The organism is Flavobacterium sp. LC2016-12 (assembly GCF_015351595.1).
GTDB lineage: Bacteria > Bacteroidota > Bacteroidia > Flavobacteriales > Flavobacteriaceae > Flavobacterium.
The window spans coordinates 18,770-33,646 of record NZ_JADKPT010000014.1; the positions used below are offsets into that span (position 1 = coordinate 18,770).

At 33.5% G+C, this 14,877-nt stretch carries 14 protein-coding genes and 1 tRNA gene; 9 read left to right on the top strand and 6 right to left on the bottom strand.

The genetic code is table 11. The features are described 5' to 3' along the window. Window positions 1–11: 11 nt before the first annotated feature. Both IRZ99_RS18355 and dnaA read right to left on the bottom strand, forming a co-directional pair. A complete protein-coding gene (locus tag IRZ99_RS18355) occupies window positions 12–479 on the bottom strand; it encodes a low molecular weight protein-tyrosine-phosphatase (protein WP_194658637.1) in 468 nt (155 codons plus the stop codon). A gap of 9 nt (window positions 480–488) precedes the next feature. Beyond that, on the bottom strand, window positions 489–1,916 hold the full coding sequence (gene dnaA / locus IRZ99_RS18360) for a chromosomal replication initiator protein DnaA (RefSeq protein ID WP_194658638.1): 1,428 nt from the start codon (window positions 1,914–1,916) through the stop codon (window positions 489–491). Window positions 1,917–2,103: 187 nt separating this feature from the next. Here dnaA and IRZ99_RS18365 point away from each other — a divergent pair, with 187 nt between their 5' ends. Then, the gene (locus IRZ99_RS18365) at window positions 2,104–2,508 is read left to right on the top strand and encodes a thioesterase family protein (protein WP_194658640.1); all 405 of its coding nucleotides are present in this window, start codon (window positions 2,104–2,106) and stop codon (window positions 2,506–2,508) included. Window positions 2,509–2,539: 31 nt separating this feature from the next. Here the strand turns inward: IRZ99_RS18365 and IRZ99_RS18370 are convergent, their stop codons facing one another. From IRZ99_RS18370 to ribD, 3 genes are all read right to left on the bottom strand, one after another. Next, window positions 2,540–3,172, bottom strand: coding sequence for a YigZ family protein (locus IRZ99_RS18370; RefSeq protein ID WP_194658641.1), 633 nt, complete (start codon window positions 3,170–3,172; stop codon window positions 2,540–2,542). A gap of 177 nt (window positions 3,173–3,349) precedes the next feature. Then, window positions 3,350–3,952, bottom strand: a complete 603-nt coding sequence (locus IRZ99_RS18375) for an HAD family phosphatase (RefSeq protein ID WP_194658643.1) — start codon at window positions 3,950–3,952, stop codon at window positions 3,350–3,352. Beyond that, window positions 3,945–4,994 (bottom strand): bifunctional diaminohydroxyphosphoribosylaminopyrimidine deaminase/5-amino-6-(5-phosphoribosylamino)uracil reductase RibD, encoded by a 1,050-nt coding sequence (ribD, locus tag IRZ99_RS18380; RefSeq protein WP_194658645.1) that lies wholly within the window; start codon window positions 4,992–4,994, stop codon window positions 3,945–3,947. Before ribD ends, IRZ99_RS18375 begins: the two co-directional genes overlap by 8 nt. A 108-nt stretch (window positions 4,995–5,102) precedes the next feature. On the opposite strand from ribD, the gene IRZ99_RS18385 reads away from it, so the two are divergent. Next, a complete protein-coding gene (locus tag IRZ99_RS18385) occupies window positions 5,103–5,588 on the top strand; it encodes a GNAT family N-acetyltransferase (protein ID WP_194658647.1) in 486 nt (161 codons plus the stop codon). Window positions 5,589–5,672: 84 nt separating this feature from the next. Further along, window positions 5,673–6,527 carry a peptide chain release factor N(5)-glutamine methyltransferase gene (gene prmC, locus IRZ99_RS18390; protein ID WP_194658648.1) on the top strand — a complete coding sequence of 285 codons (855 nt, stop codon included), beginning with the start codon at window positions 5,673–5,675 and terminating at the stop codon, window positions 6,525–6,527. A 285-nt stretch (window positions 6,528–6,812) separates the two neighbouring features. On the opposite strand, the gene IRZ99_RS18395 is transcribed toward prmC, so the two are convergent. Further along, window positions 6,813–8,057 carry an ABC transporter permease gene (locus tag IRZ99_RS18395; protein ID WP_194658650.1) on the bottom strand — a complete coding sequence of 415 codons (1,245 nt, stop codon included), beginning with the start codon at window positions 8,055–8,057 and terminating at the stop codon, window positions 6,813–6,815. A 199-nt stretch (window positions 8,058–8,256) separates the two neighbouring features. Between IRZ99_RS18395 and hisS the strand changes: the two genes are divergently transcribed. The 6 genes from hisS to IRZ99_RS18425 all read left to right on the top strand — a co-directional run bounded on the left by hisS (window position 8,257) and on the right by IRZ99_RS18425 (window position 14,630). Continuing rightward, window positions 8,257–9,684 (top strand): histidine--tRNA ligase, encoded by a 1,428-nt coding sequence (gene hisS, locus IRZ99_RS18400; RefSeq protein WP_194658652.1) that lies wholly within the window; start codon window positions 8,257–8,259, stop codon window positions 9,682–9,684. Window positions 9,685–9,804: 120 nt separating this feature from the next. Next, window positions 9,805–9,875 (top strand) — tRNA-Trp (locus tag IRZ99_RS18405). Between the two features lie 498 nt (window positions 9,876–10,373). Further along, window positions 10,374–10,952 (top strand): nucleotide exchange factor GrpE, encoded by a 579-nt coding sequence (locus tag IRZ99_RS18410; RefSeq protein ID WP_194658654.1) that lies wholly within the window; start codon window positions 10,374–10,376, stop codon window positions 10,950–10,952. Window positions 10,953–11,031: 79 nt separating this feature from the next. Then, window positions 11,032–12,141 carry a molecular chaperone DnaJ gene (gene dnaJ, locus IRZ99_RS18415; protein WP_072973206.1) on the top strand — a complete coding sequence of 370 codons (1,110 nt, stop codon included), beginning with the start codon at window positions 11,032–11,034 and terminating at the stop codon, window positions 12,139–12,141. 163 nt (window positions 12,142–12,304) lie between these two features. Continuing rightward, entirely contained in the window at window positions 12,305–13,234 is a 930-nt protein-coding gene (locus tag IRZ99_RS18420) for an ABC transporter ATP-binding protein (protein WP_194658663.1), read from the top strand. Window positions 13,235–13,313: 79 nt separating this feature from the next. Beyond that, the gene (locus tag IRZ99_RS18425; protein WP_194658666.1) at window positions 13,314–14,630 is read left to right on the top strand and encodes an ABC transporter permease; all 1,317 of its coding nucleotides are present in this window, start codon (window positions 13,314–13,316) and stop codon (window positions 14,628–14,630) included. The last annotated feature ends 247 nt before the right edge of the window (window positions 14,631–14,877 follow it).

Genomic DNA, 14,877 nt, shown 5'->3' on the forward strand with positions numbered 1-14,877 from the left:
AAATAGATAAGTTAAGAATGTTTTTCGATGAGTTTTTTAGAAATTATGTCAGCTACTTCGTCTAACATTTGGTAAACGTTGTCAAAACCATTTACAGCTCCAAAATAAGGGTCTGGAACATCTACATTTTCGCCGGGAAATAATTCGTTTAAAATAAGGCGAACTTTGTCTTTATGTTCTGTTGTTTTGGCAAGATGAATGATGTCGCGATAATTCGAATTGTCCATAACGTAGATATAATCGAATTCTTCAAAATCTGAAGTTTTAAATTGTCTTCCTTTTTGATTGTCAATACATAGACCGTTTTTTTGGGCAACTGCAATCGAACGTTTGTCAGGTGCATGCCCTATATGCCAGGATCCTGTTCCAGCGGAATCAACTATGAAATTATCTTTTGGTAATTTAGAAGCCAGAATTCCTTCTGCTAAAGGTGATCTGCAAATATTTCCCAAACAAACCATTAAAATTTTTACTGGCATGATTCGCGTTTATAGCGTTAGTTTTTTGTTGATATCTTCGACAAATTTTTTGAATTGTTTGTCAGTAGAAACTAAATTGTCAACTGTTTTACAAGCGTGTAATACGGTAGCGTGATCACGATCTCCAATTTGTGAACCAATGTTTGCCAAGGAAGCTTTAGTGAATTTCTTTGCGAAAAACATTGCTAATTGTCTCGCCTGAACAACGTGCCTTTTTCTGGTCTTCGATTGAAGTGTTTCAATATCCAACTGGAAATAATCAGATACAATTTTTTGAATATAATCGATAGAGATTTCTCTCTTCACGTTTTTAACAAATTTCTCTACTACACTTTTAGCTAAGTCAATTGTAACTTCCTTTTTGTTAAAAGAAGATTGAGCAATTAATGAAATAATGGCACCTTCAAGTTCACGAACATTAGTTTTTATATTACGGGCAACATATTCAATAATATCTTCAGGCATTTCAACACCATCGCGGTATAAAATGTTTTTTAAGATTGAAATACGAGTTTCGTAATCTGGCTGATGTAATTCAGCAGATAATCCCCATTTGAAACGAGATAATAAACGTTGTTCGATATCCTGCATATCAACAGGAGCTTTGTCCGAAGTTAAAATAACCTGTTTTCCGTTTTGGTGCAGGTAATTGAAAATATGGAAAAATACGTCCTGAGTTCCTGATTTCCCAGATAAAAACTGAACGTCATCAATAATTAAAACGTCAATTAATTGGTAAAAGTGAATGAAATCATTACGATTATTCTTTTTTACCGAGTCAATATATTGTTGTGTGAAAATTTCGGCAGAAATATATAAAACCGTTTTTTCAGGATATTTATCTTTTACTTCAACACCAATAGCATGTGCTAAGTGTGTTTTTCCTAAACCAACTCCACCAAAAATCAATAATGGATTAAATGACGTCCCTCCAGGTTTGTTGGCAACTGCCATACCAGCAGAACGAGCCAGACGGTTAGAATCTCCTTCTAAGAAATTATCAAAACTGTAGTTTGCATTTAATTGCGACTCAATTTTTAAATTTCTAATTCCAGGAATTACGAAAGGATTTTTAAGTTCAGGATTTAAGTTTTTAAACGGAGCGTCAACCTCTTGCGGTTTCATTGGAACTCTGTTAGCACTTGGCAACTGTTCGGTAAACGGTTGTTTATTGCCATAAGTGTTCTCCATTTTAATTTTATAGAGTAACTTCGCGTTTTTTCCTAGTTCTTTGGTAAGCGCAACTTTCAATAATTTAACGTAATGCTCTTCGAGCCATTCGTAGAAAAATTTACTTGGTACCTGAATATATAATGCGTTGTCGGTTAGCTCAACTGATTTGATTGGTTCGAACCAAGTTTTATATGCTTGATCTTGAATATTGTCCTTTATAAAAGACAAACAGTTTTCCCATACCGATTGAGCAGTTTTAGTCATAGATTCAGATAAATTTTTTTATTATTGATAAAGATTCTCCTAATAAAAAAGGAGCAAAATTTTTCCGTATTTCAGGATAACAAATATGTGAACAAATTTCTGTAAAAAAAAATATTTTGGGGTCTAATTTTATAAAAAAATGTTGTAAGTGAACTTTAGGAAGTTAATTTTTTTTAATCAATAACAAATGAAAAATCATCAAACGCAAGTGCGTGTTCGTTACTCTGAAACAGACCAAATGGGGGTCGTTTATCACGGAAATTATGTGCCATATTTTGAGATCGGACGTGTGGAATGGCTTAGAGACAAAGGGATTTCGTATAAAAGCATGGAAGAAAGCGGAATCGGATTGCCAATCGTTTCCATGCAAATAAATTATAAAAAATCGGCGCGTTATGATGAGCTTCTTACGATTCATACTACTTTCAAAAGTCAATCTTCTGTTAAGATTGAATTTGACTGTGCGATCTTTAACGAAGCGAATGAGTTATTAACAACTGCGGTGTTTATTTTAGTATTTATTTCGTTAAAATCAGGTCGTCCAACTGCCCCTCCGAATTATATTTTAGAATTGTTTAAAACACTTGTATAATTGTTAAAACGAGGTAGGTTTTTATATTAATTTATATAATTTTGATATCGATTTCAAACATTAAATCAAAAATGTCGAATACAGATTCGGCATTTTTTTTGCGTGTTTTTGTGATTATTTTGCCAATAGGAAGTCCTGAATCTTCATCAATTTCCATTTCCTGAGAAGTAATTTCCAGTTTTTTTTCTTTAATCACACGCATTACTTTATTCATATTTTTATAATCAAAAGAGATTAAAAAATGAACGTCGATCGTTTTTTCGACAATTTCACAAATTTCAAGTGTCATTTGTGCAGTTGTTTTGTAAGCTGCGATTAATCCGCCAACACCTAATTTAACTCCGCCAAAAATTCTAACTACAACAACCAAAACATTTGTTAATCCAAAAGACTGAATTTGTCCGTAAATTGGTGCACCTGCTGTATTACTTGGTTCTCCATCGTCATTGGCACGATAAGATATTTTTGGAGCAGTACCCAATTGATAAGCATAACAGTAATGAACCGCGTGAGGATGCTGTTTTTTTAAGTTCTCAATAATAGGTTTTACTTCTTCTTCACTTATAATAGGAAATGCATAACCAAAGAATTTACTTCCTTTTTCTTTAAAAAGCACTTCTTCTGATTCAAAAGCAATGGTTTGATACGTATCGTTATATTCCAAAAGTAAATTTCTAAATTATTGTTGATTTTTTAGCTACAGAGTTAAATTTTACCGCAAAGTGCGCAAAGTATATTTTTTTGGTGTGTTTCTAATTGGCTTTATTAAGTTCGCAAAGCTAGTTGTAGCGACCTTTGTGTATCACGAGACTTCGGGATTGCGAACTTTGCGGTTAAGCGGCTAAAGTATTTTTTTTTCAAATAAATCCACAACATCTTCCTGGCCCACTTGTAAATTCCAAACATGAAGGCCTAAAGCAGCGGCAGCATCTGTATTTTCTTTTTTATCATCTATAAATAAAGTGCGTTTTGGCGATAGCTCGTGTTTGTTAATGATGTATTGATATGCATCAGGATTGGGTTTTCGTTTTCCAATTTCAAAAGAAAAATATACTTTTTCAAAACATTGGTAGAAATCACTATAAAATGAAATACCACTTTTGGTTTCGAAAGTTTCAATATGAATCGAATCGGTATTGCTCAATAAAAACAAACGGTATTTTTTTGAAAGCATTTGAAGAAATTCTAATCGATATAATGGAAAGTCTGCTAAAATTGCATTCCATGCTTCCAGGATTTCTTCGACTGAAGCATTTGGAAGTTGTTTTTGAAAACCTGCCAGAAAATCATCATGAGAAATATCTCCGGTTTCAAACAAAAGATTCAAGCGATCCAATTCAGAATTCCATTCGGTCATGCCTAATTTTTGCAATCCTGAAATAGTTGCCTGTTTGTCTAAATTGATAAAAATATCTCCAAAGTCAAAAATTATAGTATCAATCATGATTTCTAACGTGTATTAATTCGTCGTTTTGAATGTAGGTTTTGGCTATGGTTTTCTTTTGGATAATTGGAGCTTTTGTTCCTTTGTCAAAAAAGGTTTTCCCAATAAAAATACGAGCTTCATCCCAAATGTTCTGATCGATAAAAGCTTGTAGTGTTTTGAGACCGCCTTCAATAATAATAGACTGAATTTGGTTTTGATGCAAAACAGCTAAAATCTGCGGTATTATATTTTGATTAAAATCGATTACTTCAAAGGTAGTGTTTTCTGCTGAAAAGTTAATTTCAGATTTCGTAAATATGATCGTTTTTACACTATCATCAAAAATAAAACTCTCTTTTGAAATGCGATTATTTTGATCTAAGACAACTCTTACCGGATTATTTCCTGACCAGTCTCTAACATTTAATTTCGGATTATCATCAATTACAGTTTGGGTTCCAACTAAAATAGCCTGTTCTTCACTTCGCCATTTATGAACCAATTGTCTTGAATATGTATTGGTAATCCAAACTGGTTTTCGTTCCTGATCAATTTGTTTTTCAGGTGCCAGAAAACCATCCTGACTCTCGGCCCATTTTAATATAATATAAGGTCTCTTCATATTATGATAGGTGAAAAAGCGTTTGTTAAGCTCATAACATTCTTCTTCTAAAATGCCTACAGTAACATTTGCACCGGCTTCAATTAGCTTTTTGATTCCGTTTCCGGCCACTTTTTCGTTCGGATCTACGGTTCCAACAACAACGTTTGGAATTTCATTGGCAATAATCAAATCACAACAAGGCGGCGTTTTTCCAAAATGACTGCAAGGTTCTAAACTTACATAAATAGTAGCCTTTTTTAGTAGCGATTTGTCTTTTACAGATCGAACTGCATTGACTTCTGCATGTGGTTCTCCGGCTTTTTTATGCCAGCCTTCACCTATAATTTGGTCGTTGTAAACGATTACGCTTCCTACCATTGGGTTTGGGTAAGTTGTTCCAAAACCATTTTTAGCAAGTTCGATACAGCGTTTTATGTATTTCTCATGTGTATTCACGACACAAAAGTAATTATTTTTGAGTTTAATCCCGATAGTTTACATATAGTTAAGAAACTATCGAAAAAGTATTTTTACTTTTGTAGATATTACAAGATTAAAAGAAATATGGAAAATTGGTTTATTAGAGAGATTAAAAAAGAAGATAATCAGTCAGTTGCAAAATTAATAAGATCTGTTTTTGATGAAATGGAAATCCCAAAAGTGGGTACAGCTTATGCAGATCCATATTTAGATTTGATGTTTGAAGAGTATAATAAGCCTCAATCTGTTTATTTTGTGGTTGAAAAAGAAGGTGAAATAGTAGGATGTTGCGGAATTGCGCCTTTAGAAAATGGAGATCCTTTGATTTGTGAACTGCAAAAAATGTATTTTTTGCCTGAAACACGTGGTTTAGGAATTGGAAGTGAAATGATGGAGAAATGTTTGGAGCAGGCTAAAGTTTTTGGTTTTGAAAAATGTTATATTGAGACAATGCCATTTATGCATGCAGCTCAAAAATTATATAAAAAATCAGGTTTTGAATATTTAGACGCACCGATGGGATGTACCGGGCATAGTTCTTGTCCAGTTTGGATGTTGAAAGATTTATAAACTCAATTGTAACAAATTAGGTTTTACAATACTTATTTTAAAGAAAATTGGTTTTCGCCGAAAGATAATACTCAAAGACCCGAAATGAAAATTAAACAATATCGCACTCAATTTATAAAAGAACTATCGCCTTTTTACGATGCGTATGAAGCGGAAAGTTTTTTCTATTTAATTTTAGAAGACAAGCATAAATTAAGGCAAATTGACCTGGCCTTAAATCATGAATTGAATTTTTCAGAAAGTGATTTTGTGGTTTGGAATTCATTGTTGGGTCAATTAAAGAAAGAAGTCCCTATTCAGTATTTACTAGGGAAAACAAGTTTTTATGGTTTAGATTTTGAAGTGAATGAGAATGTTTTGATTCCGAGACCGGAGACAGAAGAATTGGTCGAATGGATTATAAATGAAAACTCAATAACGGATAAAACTAAAAAAATAAGGATTTTAGATATCGGAACAGGAAGTGGTTGCATTGCTATTTCTTTGGCAAAAAATCTACCGAATGCTGAAGTCTTTGGAATTGATGTTTCAAAAAAAGCTATAGAAACAGCTAAAAGAAATGCGATAAATAATAATGTTGACGTGACTTTTGTCTTTTTAGATATCTTAGAAACAGATGTGCTGACATGCCATTTTGATATTATTGTTTCAAATCCCCCTTATGTTCGAAATTTAGAAAAACAAGAAATCAAAAAAAATGTTCTCGATTATGAACCACATTTGGCTCTTTTTGTAGATGATAACGATGCTTTGATTTTTTACAGAAAAATAGCTGCTTTGGCGAAAAATAGTCTTTTAGAAAACGGTCAGTTGTTTTTTGAAATCAATCAGTATTTAGGAAAAGAAATGACGGATTTGTTGGAAAGAATGGATTTTAAAAAGATCGAATTGAAAAAAGACATTTACGATAATGATCGTATGATGAAAGGAAATATTTAGTTTTCAGTCTCAGTGTCGATTTATATTAAGTCCCACAGGGCTTTAATTTATCTCCTTAATTTATTTAAATTGATTAACTTTTGAAAGCTTGCAAAGGGTTCTTGAAAGTTTGATACTTCTAATCTAGCCCCGATAGAACTGAAAATCCTTTTGTGCCGGGGTTCGGTGCAAAAGATTGAAAGGGATAGCGGGACAGGTGGCCTTTTGAAAACAATAAATCTGCTTCTAAAAACTCATCAGATTTTTACAGTGCAATAACTGAAAACTGCGACTGAAAACTAAGATCTACTCATAACGCAAAGCCTCAATAGGATCTAGCTGCGAAGCTTTTATAGCCGGATATAATCCCGAAACAATGGCAACCATAAAACTAGTGGCAAAAGCGGCAAAAATGGCCATCCACGGAATGACAAATGCAAAGCTCATTGCAGCCGCAAAAGCAAAACCAATTAAGATTCCTAATACGATACCAACCATCCCTCCAATTTGTCCAATCAATAAAGTTTCGATAAAAAACTGAACAGAAATGGTGACTTTTGTAGCACCTAAAGCTTTACGAACACCAATTTCGCGGGTACGTTCTGTAACCGATACAATCATAATGTTCATTAATGCGATAGAGGATCCCAGAATTGTGATTATGCTTATAATCCAGGAGGCCCAGCCTAAATATTTAGTGATTCCGAGAATTCGGTTGATTAAATCGTCGCTTCGGCCAATGCCAAAATTATTGTCACGAACCGGGCTCAATTTGCGCACTCTTCGCATGGTGCTTGTGGCGTTGTCAACAGCTTCGTCTAGAAGTTCTTTTTTTGAAACCATTACACTCATTGTGTAATTAATGTTTGGTGCAGTAAATAAAGAACGCGCTACCTGAATTGGAATCAAAACACGTAAATCCTGACTGTTTCCAAACGTTGATCCTTTTTCTTTTAACACTCCAATTACTTTAAAACGGGCACCACGAATCGAAATTATTTTATCAATTGGATTAACATCTTTTAGTAAACCTTTTTCGAAATCAGAACCTACAACGCAGGAATAGGTATTATTGTCTATGTCAAATTGATTGAAAGAACGACCTGAACTTATTTCTAAACCTGAATTGCCAATGAAATGTTCGTCGACGCCTAAAACTTTAATTTCCGGATCTGTTTTTTGGTCCAAATATTTTACTTCTGCAGTTGACGTTGCAGTAAAAGAAAGAGAAGTTTCGGTAAAAGGATATTTGTATTTGTTTTTGAAAGCTACGGCTTCAGGGTAAGAAATAATTGGATTTATAATTTCGCGTTCATTTCCGCCACGATTTTTAACGTTGTTTTCGTACTGGTTGATGTTGAAGGTGTTGGCTCCCATTGAAGCAAAATTGGTAGAAACGGTATTTTCAAGAGCCGTTACAACTGTCAGGATTCCAACAAGTGCTGTTATACCAATCGCGATGATTAATACGGTAAGAATAGTTCGCAGCAATTGTGTTTTGATGGAACCAAAAGCAATTCGGATATTTTCTTTAAATAATTTTAGCATCATGACCAATTTGTCACGAAAATACGTTTTTTGTTACAAGTTTGTTTTCTAACTGCCAATATTTATTTTAAAAAATAAGATATTTGCAGTCGATTTAAGATTTTGAGAAATCTAAATTTAATGAAATTAATATTAAAGAGCTTAAGTTTTGGAGTTCCAAAAGGAATCTAAAATCTAAGATCTAAAATCTAAAATAAAAAAGATGGCTTCAAAACCAAGCATACCACAAGGAACAAGGGATTTTTCGCCTGCAGAGGTGTCAAAACGTCAATATATTATTCAGACGATAAAAAATAATTTTGAAAAATTTGGTTTTCAACCGATTGAAACGCCTTCGTTTGAAAATTCAGATACCTTAATGGGAAAATATGGGGAAGAAGGTGATCGTTTGATTTTTAAAATATTAAACTCAGGTAATTTCTTTTTCAATAAAAATAAAATTGAACTGCCAGAATCTATTGAATCATTGCAAGTTAATTCGGCAGAAACAATTGATTTGAATCAAAGAATTGAACTGAATAAGTTCACTGGTAAAATTTCAGAGAAAGCATTACGTTACGATTTAACTGTTCCGTTTGCAAGATACGTTGTGCAGCACCAGAACGAAATTGAATTTCCGTTTAAGAGATATCAAATTCAACCGGTTTGGCGAGCTGACAGACCACAGAGAGGGCGTTACAGAGAATTTTATCAATGTGATGCCGATGTTGTAGGTTCAAAATCATTGTGGCAGGAAGTAGAATTGGTTCAGTTGTATGATACTGTTTTTACCTCTTTAGGTTTAGAAGGTGTTACCATTAAAATCAATAACAGAAAAATATTATCTGGAATTGCTGAAGTAATTGGTGCTTCAGACAAATTGATTGATTTTACTGTTGCTCTTGATAAACTGGATAAAATTGGTGAAGACGGAGTTAAAAAAGAAATGATTGAAAAAGGAATTTCTGAAGAAGCATTGGTTAAAGTACAGCCGCTTTTTAGTTTTACGGGAACTTTTTCAGATAAAATAAACCAGCTTTCAGATTTATTAACTTCATCAGAAGAAGGAATGAAAGGAGTGCAGGAACTGAAATTTATTTGTGACAATGTGGCTACTTTAGGATTATCGACTGCGACATTAGATCTTGATGTGACATTAGCGCGTGGATTGAATTATTATACCGGAGCTATTTTTGAAGTAGGAGCACCAAAAACCGTTTCGATGGGGTCTATTGGTGGTGGTGGAAGATATGACGATTTGACGGGTATTTTTGGTTTGAAAAATATGAGCGGTGTTGGAATTTCTTTTGGTTTAGATAGAATTTATTTAGTTCTGGAAGAATTACAATTATTTCCTGAAACAGTAGCGGCAACATCAAAAGCATTGTTTGTAAATTATGGAGATGCTGAGGCTTTGTACGCTTCGCAGGCGATTCAGAAATTGAGAAAAGAAAATATAAAAGTGGAATTGTATCCAGATAATGTAAAAGTTGGGAAACAGTTTCAGTATGCTGATAAAAGATTGATCCCGTTTGCAGTAATTGCTGGGGAACAGGAGATTGCTTCAAATTCATATTCACTTAAAAATTTAGTGACAGGAGAACAGGTTTCAGTTGATTTCGAAGGATTGAAAAATGCTTTGTTAGGTTAACTGTTTGAAATGTAATATTTTGTAGTAGATTGCCTAGATTTAAAGGGATTTCTTCTTAAATATCTTCTTGAAATAGTTGCTGGAGAAGAAAAAAAACTTTTAATTTGCCAACCTTAAGTTACGGGCGTAGTTCAAGGGTAGAATAGCGGTCTCCAAAACCGTTGATGGGGGTTCGAATCCCTCCGCCCGTGCAATTTTTTACCGCAAAGAGCGCAAAGAATTTTTTCTAAGAGTCTTTCAAAAAACATAAAGTTCGCAAAGCTATATCAATACAGAGCTTTGCGAACTTTTCTTTTTTTATAAAGCTTAAGAGTAAAAAATAACTTTGCGTTCTTTGCGGTTAATTTTTTCGTTCTTCAGGTTTTTAATATTGATCTGGCAAAGACTGAAAAAGCATAAAAAAAGCTTCGTCTCATAAGGCGAAGCTTTTTTTTAATATAAGGTAAACTTGAATTAATAATTATTTATGAGGCCTAAGCCAACCCTTAAATTCAATTTTGATAGGTAATAATTTAGTTTTTCATTTTGGATATCAAATATAGTATAAACTATAACGTAATAGTCTTAAAATTATACTAAATTTTAAACTGCGGTTTTAGTTTTTTAAAGTTCTCATTTTTAATAAAGTGACAATTTGACATTTTAAGAGATTTGGCAGTACTTTTGCAATCCAACAGAAAGAATAAAAAATGAAGTTTAAGAATATTTTTAAAAATAAAAGTAATATGACTACGGAAAATACAGAATTCGATCAGGAATTAGATGAAGTAACGTTAGAGAACAATGCCAACGGAGAGCAATTGATTGTTGAAGAATTAAGTGTTGAAGAGCAATTGGCTCAAGACTTGGCAAAAGAAAAAGATAAGTTTTTGAGATTATTTGCCGAATTTGAAAATTACAAAAAAAGAACTTCAAAAGAGCGAATGGATCTGTTTAAAACAGCAAATCAAGAAGTTTTGTTAGCAATGCTTCCTGTTTTGGACGATTTTGACAGAGCAACTGTAGAGATCAACAAATCTGACGATGAAAATTTGAAAAAAGGAGTTGAGTTGATTCACGAGAAACTAAAAAGCACTTTGGTAGCTAAAGGTTTAGAGCAAGTTGAAGTTAGAGCTGGTGATGCTTTTAATGCTGACTTTGCTGAAGCAATTACTCAAATTCCTGCACCTTCTGACAAATTGAAAGGTAAAATTGTTGATGTTATTGAAAAAGGATACAAATTAGGAGACAAAATTATTCGTTTCCCTAAAGTGGTTATTGGAAACTAAAAAATGCAAATAAAATTCTAAATGCCAATTTCTTAAGTATTGGAATTTGGAATTTGTAGTTTGGAATTTAAACCTAATTATGAAAAAAGATTTTTACGAAATACTAGGCATTTCAAAAAATGCTGACGCTGCTGAAATAAAAAAAGCTTACCGAAAAAGTGCCCTAAAATATCACCCGGATAAAAATCCAGGCGACAAAGAGGCAGAAGAAAACTTTAAACTTGCGGCAGAAGCTTATGAAGTTTTAAGTGATCCGAGCAAAAAAGCGAAATACGATCAATACGGACATCAGGCATTTGATGGTTCTGGCGGATTTGGTGGTGGCCACGGTGGTATGAATATGGATGACATTTTCAGCCAGTTTGGTGACATTTTTGGTGGAGGATTTGGTGGTTTCGGAGGAGGCGGAGGCGGACCTCGTCGCGCTAAAGGAAGTAATCTTCGAATTAAAGTTAAATTAACTTTAGAAGAAATTGCAAATGGAGTTGAGAAAAAAGTAAAAGTAAAACGTAAAGTTCAGGCAAAAGGTGTTACGTACAAAACGTGTTCGACTTGTAATGGTCAAGGACAGGTAATGCGTGTAACCAACACTATTTTAGGAAGAATGCAATCTGCATCAACTTGTCCTACTTGTGGTGGTTCCGGACAAATTTTGGATAAAAGACCTTCTGAAGCAGATGCACAAGGAATGATTCTGGAAGATGAAACTGTTTCTATCAAAATTCCAGCCGGAGTTGTTGACGGAATGCAATTGAAAGTTTCTAATAAAGGAAATGATGCTCCAGGAAATAGTGTGCCAGGTGATTTGATTGTTGCAATTGAAGAACTAGAACACGAATTTTTGAAACGTGAAGGTGAAAATATTCACTTTGATTTATATATTAGTTTTCCAGAGGCTGTTTTAGGTGTTTCTAAAGATATCGAAGCAATTAACGGAAAAGTTCGTATTAAACTGGAAGAAGGAATTCAATCAGGAAAAATATTAAGATTAAAAGGAAAAGGTATTCCAAGTATCAACGGTTACGGAAGTGGTGATTTATTAGTTCACGTAAACGTTTGGACGCCAAAAACGTTGAATAAAGAGCAAAAACAATTTTTTGAAAATGCTTTAAACGACGAACACTTTGTTCCGAGTCCTGAAAAATCAGAAAAATCATTTTTTGAAAAAGTAAAAGATATGTTTTCATAAGCTAAACTTTTTTAGAAATGTTTAAATAAATATAAAACCCATTCTAACATAAATTTAGGATGGGTTTTTTGCGTATTAGTACTCAGATTCGCTGCGAATTATTTACTTTTACAGGCGCAAAGCCACAATGGTCAAATTGACCGAAGAAAATCTTAAAAATCGCATGAGCAACTTACTCGAAGTACATAAAGTCGTAAAACAATACGGTGATTATGTAGCGCTTAACGAAGTTTCATTAAATGTGCCAAAAGGCAGTATTTACGGATTATTAGGTCCGAATGGAGCTGGAAAAACTTCCCTTATCCGAATCATCAATCAAATTACTTTGCCAGATAGTGGAGAAATAATTTTAGATGGAGAAAAATTGCAGCCAAAACACGTGCAGACTATTGGTTATTTGCCTGAAGAAAGAGGTTTGTACACTTCTATGAAAGTAGGGGAACAATGTTTGTATCTGGCGCAGATGAAAGGACTTTCTAAAGCGGAGGCAAAAGTGCAACTGGAATATTGGTTCGATCGTTTAGGAATTCAGGGTTGGTGGAACAAAAAGATTCAGGAACTTTCAAAAGGAATGGCGCAGAAAATTCAGTTTGTGGTTTGTGTTTTACATAAACCGAAATTGCTGATTTTTGATGAACCCTTTTCTGGTTTTGACCCTGTTAATGCAAATATCATTAAAGATGAAATTTTGGCATTAAAAGAACAGGGAGCAACGATTATTTTTTCGACTCACCGAATGGAAAGTGTTGAAGAACTTTGCGATCATATTGCTTTAATTCATAAATCGAATAAATTAATTGAAGGGAAATTAAGTGATGTAAAACGTCAGTTTAAGACCAATAGTTTTGAAGTTGGAATCCTGACAAGCAATGTTGAAGGTTTAATGTATGACATCACACAGAAGTTTACCGTTTCGCCGGCAAATTTTAAATCATTAAATGATGATTTAAAATTAAATATCCAAATTGGAGATGCTGCGCCAAATGAGTTATTGCATATTTTAACGCAACGCGGACAAGTAACACATTTTGTAGAAAAAATTCCAAGTGTAAACGATATTTTTATTCAAACAGTAACTGAAAACAAAGTTTAGAGTTCAGATTTTAGATTTTAGAGTGAAAACCTGGAATCTAAAAATCTAAAGTCAACAATCTAAAATCTAAAATTAAAGAATGAGTATAATTTCATTAATTATAAAAAGAGAATTTATTGCAAAAGTCCGCAATAAGTCTTTTGTTGTCATGACTTTTTTGAGTCCGCTTTTGTTTGTAGCAATTGCTGTTTTTATTGGGTATTTGAGTTCGATGAAAGCAGATACGAAACGGATTGCTATTCACGACGAAACGGGTTTATTTGCAGATGATTTTGTAAAACAGAATAAAAAAGAGGCAGAATACAAATATCTGAATCTGTCTGAAATTGATACAGAATCTTTGAAAGACAGTATTGCTAAAGAAGATTTTAGTGGTCTGATTGTGATTCCTAAAACAAACAATTTAAAAGATCTGGAAAGTAAAATAGAATTTATTTCGAATAACAGCCCGAGTATTGCTTTTATTGAAAATACACAGGATATTATTGCCGGAAAGATTACAAAATTAAATCTGGAAAAAGCCAAATTAGATACGCTTGCAATTCAGAAAGCTCAGGCTGAAGTCAATATTCATTTAGCAAAAGCTTCCGGAGAAGAAAGTTTGAAAGGTTTAAATGAAATTAAAATTGGTATTGGTGGTGCATTTGGATATTTGATTATGATGTTTATTATCATTTATGGAAATATGGTGATGCGAAGTGTAATCGAAGAAAAGACAAACCGAATTATCGAAATCATAATTTCATCAGTAAAACCATTTCAATTAATGATTGGTAAAATTGTTGGAACTTCGCTTGCGGGAATATTACAATTTATGATTTGGGCGATCATTGGACTTGGATTAATGTTTGCAGCGTCGGCATTTTTTGGAGTGAATGTGGGGCCAACAGCCAGAATTTCTCCTGAATTAATGCAAACGGCACAACACGAAATGGGAGGAAAAGCACAAATGTATATTAGCGAATTATGGAATTTGCCAATTGCCAGTATTATAATTGGTTTTGTGGTTTATTTCATCGGCGGTTACTTTTTGTACAGTTCATTCTATGCTGCCATTGGAGCAGCAGTCGACAATCAAACTGATTCGCAACAATTTCTATTGCCTATTATTATGCCGCTTATTTTAAGCGTTTACATAGGATTCTTTACAGTCGTAAATGATCCACACGGAACCGTTGCGGTAGTATTTTCAATGATTCCGTTAACATCGCCAATTGTCATGTTAATGCGTATTCCGTTTGGCGTGCCGTGGTGGCAAATTGCGATTTCGGTATCATTATTGTTTGCTACGTTTTTCCTTGTAGTATGGTTTGCTGCAAAAATTTACCGAGTTGGTATTTTAATGTATGGTAAAAAGCCAACTTGGAAGGAATTGTACAGATGGCTGAAGTATTAGTTTGTATAGGTACAAAGTTTCAGAGGTTCAAAGGTACAAAGGTTTTTTTGAACACTCACTTTCGTATTTTAGAACAAAAAATTTAGCATAAACTAATAAAGAGACGTAGTTTTAAAAGTATATAGCGACAAAGATTTAAACTTTGTGCCTTTGAACCTTTGCAACTTTGAACCTCAAAAAATAATAAATAACGTAGTTTCAAGAGTATAGAATGACAAAGATTTTGACCTTTGTACCTCTGAACCTT

Bases quoted from the DNA above. Each gene is read 5' to 3' on its own strand.
- prmC (WP_194658648.1), top strand. From the start codon at position 5,673: ATGAAAATTAAACAATATCGCACTCAATTTATAAAAGAACTATCGCCT.
- IRZ99_RS18395 (WP_194658650.1), bottom strand. From the start codon at position 8,057: ATGATGCTAAAATTATTTAAAGAAAATATCCGAATTGCTTTTGGTTCC.
- IRZ99_RS18425 (WP_194658666.1), top strand. From the start codon at position 13,314: ATGAGTATAATTTCATTAATTATAAAAAGAGAATTTATTGCAAAAGTC.
- IRZ99_RS18420 (WP_194658663.1), top strand. From the start codon at position 12,305: ATGAGCAACTTACTCGAAGTACATAAAGTCGTAAAACAATACGGTGAT.
- dnaJ (WP_072973206.1), top strand. From the start codon at position 11,032: ATGAAAAAAGATTTTTACGAAATACTAGGCATTTCAAAAAATGCTGAC.
- IRZ99_RS18385 (WP_194658647.1), top strand. From the start codon at position 5,103: ATGGAAAATTGGTTTATTAGAGAGATTAAAAAAGAAGATAATCAGTCA.
- IRZ99_RS18375 (WP_194658643.1), bottom strand. From the start codon at position 3,952: ATGATTGATACTATAATTTTTGACTTTGGAGATATTTTTATCAATTTA.
- hisS (WP_194658652.1), top strand. From the start codon at position 8,257: ATGGCTTCAAAACCAAGCATACCACAAGGAACAAGGGATTTTTCGCCT.
- IRZ99_RS18410 (WP_194658654.1), top strand. From the start codon at position 10,374: ATGAAGTTTAAGAATATTTTTAAAAATAAAAGTAATATGACTACGGAA.
- IRZ99_RS18355 (WP_194658637.1), bottom strand. From the start codon at position 479: ATGCCAGTAAAAATTTTAATGGTTTGTTTGGGAAATATTTGCAGATCA.
- IRZ99_RS18365 (WP_194658640.1), top strand. From the start codon at position 2,104: ATGAAAAATCATCAAACGCAAGTGCGTGTTCGTTACTCTGAAACAGAC.
- dnaA (WP_194658638.1), bottom strand. From the start codon at position 1,916: ATGACTAAAACTGCTCAATCGGTATGGGAAAACTGTTTGTCTTTTATA.